Raw genomic sequence first — 16,934 nt, 5'->3', positions numbered from 1 at the left:
GTTCAACGACCGTTCACCGGACGCGAGCGATCCAGGCGTATTGTCACCCCACCGGGGGAGTCACCGTCTTCATCAGTTGAACTCATCGTCACCAGTTGACGCGGCTACGATCGACAAGGAGCCGTGTGACATGCGCCCGTCAGAGAGGTTTCACGCATTGAGCACCGTGGTGGCCAAGCGCTCACCGCGCGTCGAAGGTCCCCAGCTGCCCGAGGGACAGGTCGAGTTGGCGGAGCCGCCGGTTCTGGGGGAGCCGGCGAGCGCTGATTTCGGTTCGGCGTTGATGTACCTGCCCATGGGTTTGGGAACGGGTGCGATGGTGTTGATGTTCTCCATGCGCAGTGCCGGTCCGACGACGTACATGATGTCGGGGATGATGGGCATCGCCATGGTCAGCATGACGCTGACGCAGATCGGGCGGGCCGGTGGTGAGCGGCGCCGCAGGATGCGTGCCGAGCGGCGTGACTATCTGCGGTATCTGGCGCAGAAGCGCCGTCAGGCGCGGGCGGCGGCGGCGCAGCAGCGTGCGGCACTGCTGTGGGACAACCCTGATCCGGCGGACTTGTGGGCGCTGGCGATGGGCAGCCGGTTGTGGGAGCGGCGGCCGGGACACGAGGACTTCGGGCGGGTGCGCATCGGCCTGGGTACGCGGCGTGCGGCCCTGGAGTTTGTCCCGCCGCAGACCAAGCCGGTGGAGGACCTGGAGCCGCTGACCGCGATCTCGCTGCGGCGGTTCACCAAGGCGCACCAGACGGTGCCGCAGCTTCCCATCCCGGTGGCGCTGCGCCGGTTCACGAGTGTGGAGTTCGCCGGTGAGGGTGGGCCCGCACTCGGCCTGCTACGCGCGATGATCGGGCAGTTGGCGGTGTTCCACTCCCCCGACGAATTGCGCATCGCGCTGCTGGGCGGTGCGTCGGCCCGTGAGGAGTGGGACTGGCTCAAGTGGCTTCCGCACAACGCCCACCCGAAGGAGGAGGACGACGCGGGGCCGGTGCGGCTGGCGGCCGACGACCACGACACGTTGATGGACCTGCTGGGCTCCGACGTACGCGACCGGCCCGATCACGATCCGGAGGCTTCCCCGAGCGTGGCCGAGCCGTTCGTCGTGGTGATCGCGCAGGGCCTGCGGCTGCCGGACAGCTCCCGGCTGCTGCACGGCGGGCTGCGCAACGTGGTCCTGCTCGACGCCACCGGCGCCATGACCGGCGGACGGAAAGTCCTGCGCCTGACCACCCGCGACGGGCAGGTCGAGTTCCCCTCCGGCGACAGCACCGTCTCGGCGCGCGCGGACGCCCTCGGCCTCACGCGGGCCGACACCCTCGCGCGCACCCTCGCACCGATGCGTACCAGTGGGAGCGTCGACCTGGTGGACCGGCCGCTGGAGTCGGACTTCGACCTGACGGCGCTGCTGGGCATCCGTGATCCGCGCACGTTCGACGTGGCGGCGAAGTGGCGTCCCCGGCAGGCGCAGTCCGCGCGGCTGCTCGTCCCGCTGGGAGTCACGGAGGAGGGCGAGGTCGTCGAGCTGGACATCAAGGAGTCCGCGCAAGGCGGCATGGGACCCCACGGCCTGCTCATCGGCGCCACCGGCTCCGGCAAGAGCGAACTGCTGCGGACCCTCGTCCTCGGCCTGGTCGCCACCCACTCCTCCGAAGTCCTCAACATGGTCCTGGTCGACTTCAAGGGCGGCGCCACCTTCCTCGGCATGGACCGCCTGCCGCACACCTCCGCCGTCATCACCAACCTCGCCGACGAGATCCACCTCGTGGACCGCATGCGCGACTCCATCAACGGCGAGATGATCCGCCGCCAGGAACTCCTGCGCGAATCCGGCTACTCCAGCCTCTACGACTACGAGAAGGCCCGCGCGGCCGGCACCAACCTCACCCCGCTGCCCTCCCTCCTCATCATCGTCGACGAGTTCTCCGAACTCCTCGCCAGCAAGCCGGAGTTCGTGGACCTGTTCGTCTCCATCGGACGGCTGGGGCGCTCCCTCGGCGTCCACCTGCTGCTGGCCTCGCAACGGCTGGACGAGAGCCGCATCCACAAGGTGGAGGGCCACCTGTCGTACCGGATCGCCCTGCGCACCTTCTCCTCCATGGAGTCGCGCAGCGTCATCGGCGTCTCCAGCGCCTACGAACTGCCGTCCGCCCCCGGCAACGGCTACCTCAAGGTGGACACCACCAACCTGGTCCGCTTCAAGGCCGCCTACGTCTCCGGCCCCGCGCCGGAGCCGCCGTCCGAGGCCGAGCGCAGCGCCGAACAGGCCAGGGTCGGCCAGGAGATCACCGTCTTCGGCCTGGAGCAGCAGGGCGCGCTGCTGTCCGAGCGTGCCGACGAAAGCCTCGCGGAGCTGGCCGGGCAGTCCTTGCGGGCCGCCGAACGCGAGCCGGAGAAGCCGGCCCCGGGCTCCGAACCGCAGGCCGAGGAGAGTCTGCTGGAGGTGCTGATCGGGCGGCTGGAGGACAGCGGCCCGCCCGCCCGGCAGGTGTGGCTGCCCCCGCTCACCGAGTCCCCCAGCCTCGACCAGCTCCTGCCCGGCATCGTCCCCGACCCCGTGCGCGGCATGAGCGCCTCGGGGCATCCCGCCCTGTCCTCCCTCAAGGTGCCGCTGGGCATCGTGGACCGACCCTACGAGCAACTGCGCGAACTGCTGGTCGCCGACCTGTCCGGCGCCGACGGCCACATCGGCCTGGTCGGCGCACCCCAGACCGGCAAGTCCACCACCCTGCGCACCCTCATGCTCTCGCTCGCCCTCACCCACACCCCCGAAGAAGCCCAGTTCTACTGCCTCGACTTCGGCGGCGGCGGACTGGTCTCCACCGCGGGCCTGCCCCACGTCGGATCCGTCGCCACCCGCCTGGAACGCGACCGCGTCCTGCGCACCATCGCCGAACTCACCCAACTGCTGGAAAAGCGCGAAGAGGAGTTCACCTCGCGCGGCCTGGAATCCATGACCGCCTACCGCGCGCTCAAGGCGTCCGGAGAGATCGACGACCCCTACGGCGACGTCTTCCTCGTCGTCGACGGCTGGGGCACCCTGCGCCAGGACTACGAGGACCTCGAAGCCCGCGTCATCGACATGGCCGCCCGCGGCCTGTCCTTCGGCCTCCACGTCGTCGCCGCCGCCGTCCGCTGGTCCGAGATCCGCCCCCGCCTGCGCGATCTGCTCGGCACCAAACTCGAACTGCGCCTCGGCGACTCCATGGAATCCGAGGTCGGCTCCCGCATCGCCGCCGCCGTCCCCCACCAGCCAGGACGCGGCCTGACCGCCGGCGGACACCACTTCCTGGCCGCGCTCCCCCGCCTCGACAGCTCCGGCGAGACCGGTGACCTCACCGCCGCCACCAAAGCCGCCGTCGCCGAGATCGACACCTTCTGGACCGGCAACCCCGCGCCGGGCGTCCGTCTGCTGCCCACCCGCCTGCCCGCCGCCCAGCTCCCGCCCGCAGAAGGCGACCTGCGCGTGTGCCTCGGCTGGGACGAACAGCGCCTCGAACCCACCTGGCACGACTTCTCCACCAACCCCCACCTGATGGTCTTCGGCGACGGGGAGACCGGCAAGACCAACGCCCTGCGCCTGATGATCCGGTCGATCACCTCGCGCTACACGCCCGACCAGGCACGCATCATGGTCGCCGACCCCGGTCGAGGCCTGCTCAAGTCCGTGCCGGAGGAGTACCGCGTCGGCTACGTCGTCGACAGCGACGCCCTCACCCAACTCGCCGGCAACGCGGCGGTGTCGGTGGGCAAGCGGGTCCCGGGGCCGGACGTCAGCCCCGAGCAACTCGCCCGCCGCGACTGGTGGGAAGGCCCCCTGCTGTTCGTCCTCATCGACGACTACGACCTGTTCTCCGGCACCCCCGGCGCCCCTTCGCCCATGGCACCCCTGGTCCCCCTCCTCGCCCAGGGCCTGCACATCGGCATGCACCTCGTCGTCGCCCGCAGCACCTCGGGCGCCATCCGCGCCATGATGGACCCCGTCCTGCGCCGCCTGTGGGAACTCGGCAACCCCGCCCTCCTCTTCTCCTACCCCAAGGAAGAGGGCAAGTTCCTCGGCGAGGCCAAACCCCGCACCCTCCCCCAGGGCCGCGCCCAACTCGTCACCCGCCGCTCCGTCAAACTCGTCCAGACCGGACTGGTGACCCCGTGACCCGTGCCCTGCCGACGCGCCGTTCACCGTTCGCCCATGGCGGCATCCCGTGTCCGCTCCCGTCCCTGCCGAACCACCGCACCCCAGGAGCAACCCGATGACCACGGCACATGCGGTCACCGCACCGGCCTCGGAGGTGTGCCGGGTCACGGTCGTGGGACCGGCCGGGCGGGCCGATCTCGCGATCCCGCTGAGCACTCCGGTCTCCGCGCTGCTCCCGGTGCTGGCGCGGCACGTGACGAAGGACCCCGCGGAACGCGGGACGCCGTGGGTGCTGCAACGGCTCGGCGAGGATCCGCTGGACGCCGACGGCACACCCGCCACGCTGGGGCTGCGCCACGGTGACGTCCTGCATCTGCGGCCCGCGCAGGAGCCGTTGCCCGCGCTGCACTTCGACGACGTCGCCGACGGCGTCGCCCAGGCCGTCGACGCGCTGCCCGGCCGCTGGACGCCCCGGCTGACCCGCGCCCTCGCGTTGGCGATGGCCGTCCTGGCGATGCCCGCGCTGGCCGCCGCGCTGCTGGGCTTCGGCCCCGGCACCGGGACCGCGGTCGGCGCCGGGGCGATCGCCGTCGCACTGGCCGCCGGGTGCGTGGCCGCGGCGCGACTGGACGCCGACCGGGGCACGGTACTGGTGGCGGGCCTGGGCTCGATCGCCTTCGGTGCCCTGGCCGGACTGACGTTCCGCCACGGACCGCACGGGGGCTACGCACCCGGGCTGCCCGGGGTGCTGGCGGCGGCGGTGTGCGTGGTCGTCCTGGCGGCCGCGCTGCTGGCGTTGCGGCCGCTGCCGCTGGTGGTCCCCGGTACCGTCCTGCTCACCGCGCTGGCCGCCGCCGTCGGCACCGGACTGATGCGGGCCACCGGATGGCACGGCGCGCAGGCCGTGACGTGTGTCGCCGTCGCGATGTTCGTGCTCGGGCACTTCGGGCCGCGGCTGTCGCTGCGCATGTCCCGGCTGCGCGTGCCCCGACTGCCGCACAACGCCGAGGAGTTGCAGGAGGACATCGAGCCGGGTTCCGGGGAGCGGATCCAGGAGCAGGTCCAGGCCGCCAGCGCCTACCTGGACACCCTCAGCGTCTCCTCCGCGCTCGTGTACGTGGCCGGCTTCTGGTACATGACGCGCGAGAGCGGCTGGATCGGCTGGCTGCTGCCGCTGGTCTTCGCCGGTGCCGTCCTGCTGCGCTCGCGCGGCCTGAACCGCTCGGCGCAGCGCGTGCCGATGGTCGTGGCCGGCGCGCTCGGCCTGATCACCGTCGCGCTCGCCCGTTTCGCGCCGCTCGGTGCCGGGGCGCGGCTCGCCGTGGTGGTCGTGCTCCTCGCGGCCGTGGCCGCCGTGCTGGCCGCCGCCTGGCGGCTGCCGACCGGGCGGCTGCTGCCGGTGTGGGGGCACAGCGGCGACCTGCTGGAGACCATCACGGCGATCGCGCTGCTGCCCCTGCTGCTGCAAGCCCTGCACGCCTACTCCGCCTTCCGCTCCCTGACGAGCTGACCGAGGCAGAGGGAGACACCGACCGTGCAGACACGACGCGATCACATGCAGGCGTACCAGTTCGCCATGGGCCGCCTCGCCACCGCTCTCGTCACCGGCGACCCGGGCCGGGGCGACAGCCCGACCAGACGCGCCGCCCTGGGCACGTTCTTCGGCGCGGGCATCGTCGTCCTGCTGAGCGTCGGGTTCCTCATCTACGGGAAGCTGTCGCCGGTGACCACCGCGGCCTGGCGGCAGCCGGGTTCGATCATCGTGGAGAAGGAGACCGGCAACCGCTACCTCTACCTCGGCGGCGAACTGCGCCCGGTGCGCAACTACGCCTCCGCGCTGCTGCTCACCGGCAAGGGCGCGGCGGTGCGCACCGTCGCGTCGAAGGCGCTGGCGGACGTACCGCACGGCGCGCCGGTCGGCATCGACGGCGCCCCCGACTCCGTGCCGACGGCCGCGAACCTGCTGTCGCCGTCGTGGACCGACTGCCTGCGTCCGGACCTGGCGGCGGGTCAGGTCTTCGACTTCGCGCCGGGCGCGCGGGCCGCGGCCTTCCCCTCCGGCAAGCAGGCGTTGCTGGCCGCGCCGGACGGCACGCGTTACGTGCTGTGGCAGGGAACGAAGTACCCGGTGCCGTCGGACTCCACGCTGATCGCCCTCGGGCTGGACGCCGACCGCTCCATCGCGGCGCCCGCCGCCTGGCTGGCCGGGGTACCGACCGGGGTCGCGCTCGCCCCGGCACGGATCGAGGGCGTGGGCAAGTCCGCCGGGCAGGTCGGCGGGCAGCCGTCCACCGTCGGCCAGTTGTTCAGCACATCTGCGGCGGGGGCCAAGCGCTTCTACGTGATGACGTCGGCGGGCGTGGCCCCGGTCAGCGCCACGGAGGCGGCACTGCTCGCGGCGCAGCACGGCGCACCGGCGCCGCGGCAGGTCTCGGTGTCCGACATCGCCGCCGCCCGCGTCTCCGACGACCAGTCGATGACCAGCGCGCTGCCGGACGTTCTGAACGCCCCGTCGGTGGACACGACCACGCGGGCCGTGTGCCTGCGCGAGTCCTCGCAGGGCACACGGCTGACCGCGCAGGCGGCGGTCGAGTCCGGCGCGGCGGCGACCGGTGCCGACCCGGTCCTCGTACCGCCCTCACACGGTGTCTACGCCGTCGACCAGGGGCAGTTGGCCGCGCAGGCGTCGAACCCGCAGACCTGGCTCATCACCGACCAGGGCGTCGCCTACCCGCTCGGCGACTCCTCCGCCGCGCAGGATCTCGGCATCGGCGGCGGCACCGAGACGGCGCTGCCGGGGAGCGTGCTGGCGGCGCTGCCGCACGGGCCGGCGCTCGACCGTACGGCCGCGGCGGCGACGGTGCAGGGTCAGCAGCCCGCGGCCTCGCCGAGTGCGCCCGCGTCAGCGTCCGCGTCCGCGCCGGCGCCCGCGTCCGCGCCGGTGGGCGGCGGGTCCGGGGCCGCCCGGGGCTCCAGGGCGGCGAGTGGCCGCCGGGCGGCGGTGAGTGCCCCCGCGCCGTCGGTGTCCAGGCGTCCGGCGCCCACCGGTTCGGCGAAGGCCGGGTGAGGGGCGTGCGCATCGGCCTCGGTGGCGTCAAGACCGCGGGCACCGCGTTGCAGAGCCGCGGCGCCGGCCACGCCGTCCTGGTCCACGCCAAGGGCGAACCCGACCCGCGCGCCGTCGCGTTCGCGACCCGGCTCGCCCCCGACCCCCAGCACGCCCTGGCCGTCGTCGACCTGCCGTTCGGCACGCTGGAGGCCTCCGCCGAGGCGCTGGCGCGGCACCTGACGCCGTACGGGCCGAGTCTGCGCCTGGTCTTCGGACGCGCGACCGCGCAAGAGGCCCGGCGCACCGCGCAGCACGTCGCGGAACGCCTCGACCGCCTCGTGCTCGCCGCGGACGGCCACGTGCTGCCGACCGCCGACGGCGGACTGTTCGTACCCAGCGACCACGGCGCGGGGTGGCTGCGCTACCGCCCCGGCCGTACCCCGGAACGCGACTCGCAGCGCTTCCCCAAGCCCCGCTGGGAGTTCTCCACCTTCGACCGGCCCTGGACCACGAGCAGCCACGCCGTCGTCGAGCCGGTCCCCAGCGGCGTGTGGCTGCACAACCGCTCCACCGACGCCTTCCCCGGTGGCCGCCAGTGGCTCGTCGACCACCTGCCCAGCCACCCGGACATCCTCACGGCCGTCCTCGGCGCCCCCGGTTGCCCGCCCCTGCCGCTGACCGACATCATCCGGTGGTGGGACACCGTCCTGCCGTCGGCCCGCTCCTGGGTCCGCTTCCTGCACTTCGGGCCGGTCGCGCTGCCCGACACCGCAGAGTCGCTCGGCCAGCACCTCGCCGACACGCTGCGCCAGCAGGTCGTGCTGTACGCGGGCCTGCCCGTCACTCCGCGCCGGGGTCTCGACTCGCCCGACGTGGTGTCCGTCGGTTGCGACGGCACGCTCGGCGCCCGCCCGTTCGTCAGCGAGCTGATGTACTTCCCGCGCACGTCCCGCTCGGCGCCGCCGCCCGCCCTGTTCGGCCTGCGCGCACCCCTGTACGGCGTGCCGGAGATCACCACGGGCGTCTACGAGTACGCCTCCGACGCGGTGCTCGAAGTCGTCCAGAGCGGTCTGTGGATGCGCCCGCACACCGAGCCCGCCGACGGCGACGCCGTGCGCCGCATCCCCGCGACCCCCGGGTACGCGGCCATCCTCTACGACCGCAGCGTCCCGGGGACCGAGGAGCGCATGCGCTCGCTCGCCGAGGACATGCTCTGGAAGCTCGACCCCGACACGCGCGAGGGCTTCACGGTCGCGCCCGCCGACGAGCCGGGCGTGCGGTCCGGGCCGGCCGAGGACGCCTATCTGTGGTCGCCGCAGGACCCGGCGGCCTCAGGGCCGCAGGCCGTCGTGGCACCGGCCCGCGGGGTGCACAGCCGTCCGGCCGACATCGCGCCCTGGACGCCGGAGTCCGCCGTACCGGAGGCGCAGGAGCACACCGCGGCGCCGCGGGAGACGCAGGGAGGCCCCGCGTCCGCGCTGGCCAGCCTCAACCCTGACGACCCGTCGTACGCCTCCGTCGTCAGCCGTCCCGACGCCGCCGCCCCCGCCGCACCGGCTCCGGCACCGCAGTCCGCCCGCACCGAAACCGACGTGCCGTCGACTCCGTTGCCCAGCACGGAATACACCGCCCCGGAGGCGGGGGGCGGTGACGGGGTGGCGGACGAGGGACGCACGGCCGTGGCGACTTCGGGGACGACCGCCGAACGACAGGCCACGCCGCCGCCCGCCACGGGCGCAGCACCCGCGCCCGCGCCGGCCCCCGTCCCGCAGCGGGACGCCCCGCCCGCCGGACCCGAGCGTGCTCCCGAACAGCCGCCCACCGGCGAGCCGTTGCCGTACGTGACGCCGGGTGCCGGGCGGCAGGACCCGGCGGCGTCCGACCGCACGCCCGAGCCTTCCGCCCTCCCTGGGCCCGAGTTGCCCAGCCTGCCCGTGGCGTCCGGGCCGCCCGGCGCACCGGAACCGCCACGCGGCCCTGAGCCACCGCGTGACCCGGACGCGCTCGCCGCGCCGAAGGCTCCGGAGGCGTCCCCTCCACCCGACGCGGTGGCGCAGGCCGCGCCCGCGGTTCGCGAGCCCGCGCGTCCGGCGGCGCCCTCGCCCGCCCGGATGATCCGTCTGGAGTCCGACTCACCGGCCGCCGCCCCGACGCGTGCCGTCGAGCCGGATCCCGGCCCGGGACCGGGCGCTCCCGCCGGGCCGGCCGGGCCCTCGCCCGCGCGGCCCGTGCCCGCCGAGGGTCCCGCCGCCGCGCCCCGCGCGGCGGCGGCCGGGGTCCGGGTGCAGCCGGTGCCGAAGACGTCCGCCTGCGCCGTTCCGCCGGAGCGTGGCACGGGCCAGGAACGCGACTGGGTCCGGCGCACCTTCAGCGCGCAGTACAACGCCGTCGCGGGCACCGTCTCGCGCGTGATGTCCGAGTCGCCGGGCCTGCGGGGCGGCAGCCGGAGCGAGGCGGCCGACGCGCTGACCGACCTGGTGGCCGTACGGCTGTACCTGTCGGGCGACAGCGCGCAGGTCGACGAGGCCGTGCGGTCGGCCTCGGTCGGCCCGCACGTGCCGCTCGCCCGGTGCGTGGCGGCCGGTCTGCGCAGGTTGCCGTCGTACCGCGGGGCGGCGCTGCTGCGCGCCCGGACCACCGCGGCCGAGCGCGACTGGTACCGCGAGGGGCGGCTCGCCACGGAGTGGGCGTTCTGCACCGCGCACAGCGCCCCGCGCCCCGGCCCGCCGGACGGCACCGACTTCCTGATCTGGTCGATGACCGCCCGCCGCACCGCCCTCATCGACCCGGCCGACCCCTTCCGCATCGTCTTCCTGCCCGGCACCACCTTCAAGGTGCTGCGCGCCTCGGACGGTGAAGGCCCGGTCCTGATGCGGGAGTTGTCGCCCTCGGAGATGGACGGCGAGGGCAGGGTCGACGTCCGGCGGGTGCCGCTGGACGAGATCGCCCTGGACGGACTGGAGCGGGCGGTCTCCGCGTTGCGCCGGAGCGAGGACACCGCGGCGCGGGGCAAGCGCGGCGAGCGCCGCGAGGAAGGGCCCCTGGCGACGCCTCCGGGCCTGATCGGCGGTGCTCGGGTGCGGCGGCCGGGAGCCGATGGCGGTGTGAGTGTGTCTGACGAGGGAGCGAAGCTGTGAGCCGGTCCGTGCTACTGGTGTCCCCGGATCGTCCGGGGACCTACCGAGCGGTCAAGGACGCCTTGGCGGACGCGCCCGACGGTGCCCTGATCACCATCGCCCCCGGCCGCTACGACGAGACTCTCTACGTCACCCGCCCGGTCACGCTCGCCGCCGAGGGCGCCGCGGGAACGGTGGAGATCACCTCCGCGAGCGGCAGCACCCTCGTGCTGGAGACCGAGGCCGTGCAGCTCACCGGCCTGCACCTGTCCGGCACCGACCGCGAGGTCCCCGTGCTGGACGTACGGCGCGGACAGGCCGCCCTCGACGCCTGCCACTTGTCCGGCGAGGCCTGGGCCGCCGTCCTGGCGTGGCAGGACGGCGTGATCGCGCTGCGCGACTGCCGGATCACCAACTCCCAGGGCGCGGGCATCGTCGTCACCTCCGGTGGTGGCAACGCGGTCGAACGTTCCCGGATCAGCGAGGTCGCCTCCTCCGCCGTCGTCGTCGCGGAGCACGGCCGCCTGACGCTGCGGGAGTGCGAGCTGGACCGGGCCCGTGGCAACGGCATCTGCGCCAACGGGCAGGCCACCGTCACGGTCGAGGCCACGCGTGTCACCGGCACGGGCAAGCCCGCTCTCGCCGTCGAGCAGAACGCCCGCGCGCAGCTCACCGGCGTCGAGGTCACCGGCAGCGCGGCGCTGGACGCCTACCTGACCAGCGCCTCCGACGTCGCCCTGACGCGCTGTGTGTTCACCGGCTCCGGTGGCCAGGCGCTGCACGTGGGCACCGGCTGCGCTCCGGTGCTGCGCGAGTGCGTGGTGTCCGGGGCCAGGCGCGAGGGCGTGCACGTGGCGCCGGGCGGACGGCCCCGGCTGGAGGAGTGCCGTGTGACCGGTACTCCGGTCGGGCTGCTCGTGGAGAAGGACGCACACGCCGAGTGCGCCGGGCTGACTGTGGAGGACGCGGCGACGGCGGCCGTGCACGCGGCCGGTGGCGAAGCCGTCCTGGAGCGTCTGACGACCGAGGGCGGCGGCCCCGCCGCGCGGGCGACGGGGGCGAGTGCCCGGTTGACGGTGCGGGACGCCGAGCTGGCGGTCGGTGGTGCGGTGGGGGTGGAGTTGGAGGAGGGTGCGGTCGGTGCGTTGTCGTCGGTGCGGTTGCGTTCCGGTGGCGGTACGGGTCTCGCGCTGGCGTCCGGGGCGCGTGCGGAGGTGGACGGCTGCGAGTTCACCGGCTGCCTCACGCTCGTCGGCGCGGAGGCCGAACTGACCGCCCGTGACAGCGAGTTCAGCCGGTCGGACTCCGACGGTGTGCGGGTGACGAGCGGTGGCGCGCTGACCGCCGTGGGATGCCGGATCAACGGGGCCCGCGGGCACGGGGTCACCGTGCAGGCGTCGTCGCGTGCCGAGCTGACCAACTGCGCGGTCTTCGACAACGGCGGCGACGGCGTGCGCTGCAACACCGACGAACCGGTACGCGTCCACGACTGCGAAGTGCGCGACAACGGCGGACGCCCCGTCCACCAGCTCAAATCCGCCCAGGTGTCCGTGGAACGCGTCGACACCGGCGGCGACCCGCACGGCCGCACCGCCACCACCGCGGACGGCGCGCAGCAGCCGGGAGGGCCCGACGCCCGGGCGGCGGGCGAGGTGTCCACCGGCCCGTTGGCGGAGTTGGAGGCGCTGGTCGGTCTGGAGAGCGTCAAGCGCGAGGTCACCGGCCTGATCAACCTCAACAAGATGACCCAGCGGCGCATGGAGATGGGCCTGCCCATGCCCCCCATGAGCCGCCACCTCGTCTTCGCAGGGCCCCCCGGCACCGGCAAGACCACCGTCGCCCGCCTCTACGGCGCCGTCCTCGCCGAACTCGGCATCCTCGCCCAAGGACACATCGTCGAAGTCGCCCGCGCCGACCTCGTCGCCCAGATCATCGGCGGCACCGCCATCAAGACCACCGAAGTCTTCAACAAAGCACTCGGCGGCGTCCTGTTCATCGACGAGGCCTACACCCTCACCAACCAGTCCCGCGGCACCGGACCCGACTTCGGCCAGGAAGCCGTCGAAACCCTCATGAAACTCATGGAGGACCACCGCGACGAAATCGTCGTCATCGTCGCCGGATACTCCGCCCAGATGGACCAGTTCCTCGCCTCCAACCCGGGCATGGCCTCCCGCTTCGCCCGCACCGTCGAATTCCCCAACTACAGCCCCACCGAACTCGTCACCATCGTGCGCGGACTGTGCGGCAAGCACTACTACGAACTGACCCCCTCAGCGCTGGACGCGCTGAACCGCTACTTCGAGGACGTACCCAAGACCGCCACCTTCGGCAACGGCCGCGTCGCCCGCCAGGTCTTCGAAGAAATGATCAGCCGCCAGGCCTCCCGCCTCGCCACTCAACCCCCCACCCACGACGACGAACTCTCCCGCCTCACCGGCGCCGACGTCATCACCGTCCCCGCCGACCCGAACGCGGCGAAGGGCGGCACCGGCGCGCCGGCCACGAGGGCAGCGCCCGATGCCACGACGGGCGCGAGGACCTCCGCCGCCGCCCGGCCGTCCGGTGCGGCGCGCCCGTCGAGTGGGCGACCGGCCGGGGAGGACGGTCCGTCCGGCGGGCTGCGGAAGCTCGCGGCGATGACCGGCCTGGACGCCGCCCGCGCGGCGCTGCTCACCCGGCTCGAAGCGCTGGGCGCGGCGCGGGAGCAGCGGGCCCAGCCGTTGTCGGCGCAGGCCAACGTGGTGCTGGAGGGCGCGCCCGGCAGTGGGCGCAGGGCGCTGGCCCGGGTCTACGCGCGCTGCCTGACCGAGGCGGGACTGCTGACGTCGGGCACCGTGCACGAGGTGAAGCTGTCCGCGGTGCCGGTGCGCTGGCCCGAGCAGCCCACGCACCTGCTGGCCGCCGCGCTGACGGAGGCGGAGGGCGGTGTGCTGGTGGTGGAGCTGGACGAGGCCTTCGGCCGCCGGTCACCGGCCGAGCGGAGCGCGGTGCTCGACGGGCTCGGCCGCCTGGCCGCGGTGCCGGGCGACACCGTGCTGGCCCTGTGCGGCTCGCCCGAAGGGCTGCGCGCCCTGATGGCCGAACGGGCGAGCATCGCCGAGGAGTTCGCCGAATACCTGCGCTTGGAGCCGTACACGGCCGAGCAGGCGATCGAGCTGACCCGAGGTCGCATGCGGGACTACGGCTTCAAGTTGGCCGACGACGCGGCCAAGGTGCTGGCGGCGTCGTTCGAGGCGTCGCCGCCGCGTGGCGGTGCCTGGGAGGCGCACCGGCTCGCCGAACGCCTGGTGGCCTGCGCGCGTACCCGTACCGTCTCCGTCCCGGACCTGCCCCGGGCCCCGGCGCCGACAGGCTCCGGCAAAGGCTCGGCGCCCTCGGACACCACCAGCCCACCGAGCCCCGCGTCCGGCCCCGCGCAACCACCGCCGGGACCGGCGGGGCCACCGCCCCAGGAAGCGGAATCCCTGGTGCGCACATGAAGCGTCCGCCACCGCCGCGACGCGCGCGAGGTCGCGCGACGCGGCGGCCGGCGGGTGAACCACCCATCAACCGGCGCGGACACGCACCCGCAACGGGTGCGCTGTCGCTGTCAACGGCCCCGGCCGGCGCCGCTGGACACGAAGGGACCACACGATGGCACTGACGTCAGTCGAACTGCAGGGAATGACTGCGGCCCAGCAGACGTTCCAGACCGCTCTGGACGAGGCGACCAGCTCGTACGCGCAGATGGACGGGCAGATCGAGGGTCTGCAGTCCAACTGGACCGGCGAGGCCGCCACCATCTACCACAACGCCATGCAGGAGTGGCTGTCGGACTTCGACAAGGTCAACCAGGCGCTGCGCACCATGCTGGAGAAGCTGGCGCAGAACACCAACGTGTACGCCAACACCCACGAGAACACCCAGCAGCAGGCCCAGCAGGTCGCCCAGCAGATGGGTTCCGGCAGCATCGGCCTGCCGGGCTTCCCCTCCTGACACCCGCTTTCCGACCCATACCGCCGTCCCCCGCGAAGGAGCCGGACAGAAGATGGCCACGTACACCGTTCAGATGGAGCAGGTCGACTACATCGTCGGCGAGATGAACTCCATCACCCAGCGCATCAACCAGACCCTCGCCGACCTCGACAACCAGTCGAAGGTCAACCTGAGCGAGTGGACCAGCGACGCCCAGCAGACCTACGCCCAGGTCAAGGCCCAGTGGGACGCCGCCGCCGCCGACATGACCCAGAAGGCCGCCGCCGCCACCCAGATGCTCGGCACCATCAACGAGTACTACTCCAACGGTGAACGCCAGGGCGTTCAGCTCTGGGGGTGACGCCGGATGTATGTCCCTCCCGTCAGGCAGCCGCACAAGCAGCCGCCCCCCTACCAGCCGAAGGCGTACGACGGCGGCACCACGGTGCCGGCCGGCCACGGCACGTTGCCACAGGCGACGCCCTTCAACGCGCCGAACGTGCCCGGCGGTTCGGGGGCGCCCGGCAGCGGCACGAGCGTGGACACCCCGTCGATGCTGTTGTTCGCTGACAACGTCGACAAGCTCATCCAGCCCGCGAAGGACGCCGCGACCAAGCTGCAGGGCGTCCAGGCCGAGCCGGGTGCGTTCTACCACGCGAACCAGATCCGCACGAAGGTCAACGGCCTCAACGCGGATTCCGGGCTCAAGGAGCAGTACATCAAGGTGTTCCAGGACCTCGCCCAGGGTCTGGGTGATCTGCGCGACGGCGTGAAGCAGTTGGCGCAGAAGTACACGACCCTGGAGGAGGCCGGGACGATGAAGGCGACGGACCTGCAGAACGCCATGCAGAGCACCGACAGCGACTTCACCACCATGATGACCGACGCCGGCGGCACGGCCGGTAGCGGCGGGAACAGTTGACGGACGGTCTCGCCGTCCCCCGGTGCCGGGCACCTCGGCACCGGGGGACGGCGGGCATGACACGGGCGTGAGCGGAGACTGGGGCAACACATGAGTGACAGCCCGGACGACAGCGGCGGGTTCAGCACCACCGACGACGGCACCTTCGGCGATCCCACCAGCGATCCGGGGTCGATCCAGGACTACGACTCCTGGGACTGGAAGCAGATCATGGCGGCCATCAACGGCATGTCCGCCGGAACCGACTCGTCCTCGAACGAGTCCCGCGCCAAGGGCATCGCCGACCCCCAGTCCCTGATGGACGCCGCGGGGTACTTCCTCGACGCCCAGACCGTGCTGGCCGGCATCGCCAAGAGCCTTGCGGACCAGGCCACCGCCCTGGCCGGTGACAACGGGCCGTGGAAGGGCGACGCCGCCGACGCGTTCCTCGACATGATGAACACCTTCTCCCGTCAGGTGAAGGCAACGGTCGACGTGCTCTCCGGCGGCGAGGCGGGCAACTCCGTGCCGCAGCAGCTCGCGGACAACTCGGTCAACCTCTACAACGCCCAGACGAAGATCGCCGACATCGACTCCTGGTACGCCGACCAGGCGGTGAAGATGGGCGTGCAGCCCATGAGCAACGGGCTGATCCCGATCCACGAGAAGCCCCAACTCGTGGACATGATGACCAACGACATGCGGGCGGTGCTCAAGAGTCTGGCGGGCGAGTACCAGGTCACCATCGACTCGGTGAAGAACCCGACGCCGGTGACCAACCCCACCGACACTCCCCCGGACGACACCCCGGACGTTCCCGATCCGGACTTGTCGACCCCCCAGTTGCAGGCGGTCGATCCCGGCACGCCGCAGCAGTTCTCGGTCCCGGACACCACCGGCGTGGACGCCCCGACGATGGACGCCCTCAGCCCGATGGACGCCCTGGCGGCGTCGCCGGCCCCGTTCGGCGGCGGAACGGGCGTCGGGGGTGACGCGCCGGATCTGGGCGGGGCGGACGACGGGTTGGCCAACGACGCCCTCGATCCCGCGGCGCTGGACAGGGCGCTCAACCCCACCCCGTTCCAGGGCGGCGACGGGGTGGGGGGCGGCGACATGCCGACGCTCACGCCGAGCGCGTTCCTCGGCGGCCTCGGCACCGGCACGGGTGACGGGCTCTCGCCGGACGAGAAGCTGGCCGACGAGAACCCGCAGGCGTGGAGCGACGACGCGGCGCCCGAGGACTTCCCCGGCGACACCGGGGTCGGCGGCACCGGTGCGCTCGGCTCTCCGGACGCACTCGGCGACGACGCGCCCGAGGCGTTCCCCGGTGACCTCGCCAAGGAGTCGGGCCTGCCCGGCGAGCTGAAGACGCCGGCCACGCTGGACGACGCGCTGGAGTCGCCCGGCGCCCTCGACGACGAGGAGGCGGAGGGCTTCCCCGGCGGCACCGGGACCGGGGCGGGCGGCATGCCGATGATGCCCGGCATGGGATCGGGCGGCATGCCCGCCACCGGCGCCACCGATCCCAGCGACGCCTCAGGACTCCTCGACTCCGACGCCGAACCCTGGACCGGAGACCCCGGCGTCGCCGACGACATCGGCGGCAACGGCACCCAAGCAGGCGGCGAAGGACTCGACAACCTCCCCACCGACGACGAAGCCGAGGCATTCCCCGGCGAACTCGGCGCGGACGAAGAGAAGTTGGCCGGCAGCGGCGGCATGCCGATGATGCCCGGCACGGGATCGGGCGGCATGCCCGCCACCGGCGCCACCGAC

Annotated in this window: 10 protein-coding genes; 9 read left to right on the top strand and 1 reads right to left on the bottom strand. The window is 73.2% G+C overall.

Features of this window, described 5'->3' with window-relative positions; translation table 11 throughout:
* Positions 1-150: 150 nt before the first annotated feature.
* A complete protein-coding gene (locus CK485_RS29845) occupies positions 151-390 on the bottom strand; it encodes a hypothetical protein (RefSeq protein ID WP_241968621.1) in 240 nt (79 codons plus the stop codon).
* Between CK485_RS29845 and eccCa the strand changes: the two genes are divergently transcribed.
* The 9 genes from eccCa to CK485_RS25865 all read left to right on the top strand — a co-directional run.
* On the top strand, positions 284-4,153 hold the full coding sequence (gene eccCa / locus CK485_RS25905; RefSeq protein ID WP_241968619.1) for a type VII secretion protein EccCa: 3,870 nt from the start codon (positions 284-286) through the stop codon (positions 4,151-4,153). The genes CK485_RS29845 and eccCa overlap by 107 nt on opposite strands.
* A gap of 97 nt (positions 4,154-4,250) precedes the next feature.
* Positions 4,251-5,645, top strand: coding sequence for a type VII secretion integral membrane protein EccD (gene eccD / locus CK485_RS25900; protein ID WP_109454236.1), 1,395 nt, complete (start codon positions 4,251-4,253; stop codon positions 5,643-5,645).
* Positions 5,646-5,669: 24 nt separating this feature from the next.
* Positions 5,670-7,202 carry a type VII secretion protein EccB gene (eccB, locus tag CK485_RS25895; protein WP_109454235.1) on the top strand — a complete coding sequence of 511 codons (1,533 nt, stop codon included), beginning with the start codon at positions 5,670-5,672 and terminating at the stop codon, positions 7,200-7,202.
* A 5-nt stretch (positions 7,203-7,207) separates the two neighbouring features.
* Positions 7,208-10,321 carry a hypothetical protein gene (locus CK485_RS25890; protein WP_146214583.1) on the top strand — a complete coding sequence of 1,038 codons (3,114 nt, stop codon included), beginning with the start codon at positions 7,208-7,210 and terminating at the stop codon, positions 10,319-10,321.
* On the top strand, positions 10,318-13,782 hold the full coding sequence (locus CK485_RS25885) for a right-handed parallel beta-helix repeat-containing protein (RefSeq protein ID WP_109454233.1): 3,465 nt from the start codon (positions 10,318-10,320) through the stop codon (positions 13,780-13,782). The genes CK485_RS25890 and CK485_RS25885 overlap by 4 nt, the downstream gene beginning before the upstream one ends.
* Before the next feature lie 154 nt (positions 13,783-13,936).
* Complete coding sequence (locus tag CK485_RS25880; RefSeq protein WP_109454232.1) at positions 13,937-14,278, top strand: WXG100 family type VII secretion target; 342 nt, start codon at positions 13,937-13,939, stop codon at positions 14,276-14,278.
* A 52-nt stretch (positions 14,279-14,330) separates the two neighbouring features.
* Positions 14,331-14,618: a WXG100 family type VII secretion target gene (locus CK485_RS25875; protein WP_109454231.1), complete on the top strand. Its 288-nt coding sequence runs from the start codon at positions 14,331-14,333 to the stop codon at positions 14,616-14,618.
* Positions 14,619-14,624: 6 nt separating this feature from the next.
* A complete protein-coding gene (locus CK485_RS25870) occupies positions 14,625-15,179 on the top strand; it encodes a hypothetical protein (protein WP_146214582.1) in 555 nt (184 codons plus the stop codon).
* A gap of 90 nt (positions 15,180-15,269) precedes the next feature.
* Positions 15,270-16,934, top strand: a 1,665-nt coding sequence (locus tag CK485_RS25865; RefSeq protein ID WP_199239502.1) for a WXG100 family type VII secretion target, incomplete at its 3' end; no start/stop codon positions are given.

The sequence above is a fragment of the Streptomyces sp. ICBB 8177 genome (assembly GCF_003144095.1).
Taxonomy (GTDB): domain Bacteria; phylum Actinomycetota; class Actinomycetes; order Streptomycetales; family Streptomycetaceae; genus Streptantibioticus_D.
The sequence above is the reverse complement of the archived record's forward strand: the minus strand, read 5'-3'. Positions and strand labels throughout refer to the sequence as shown.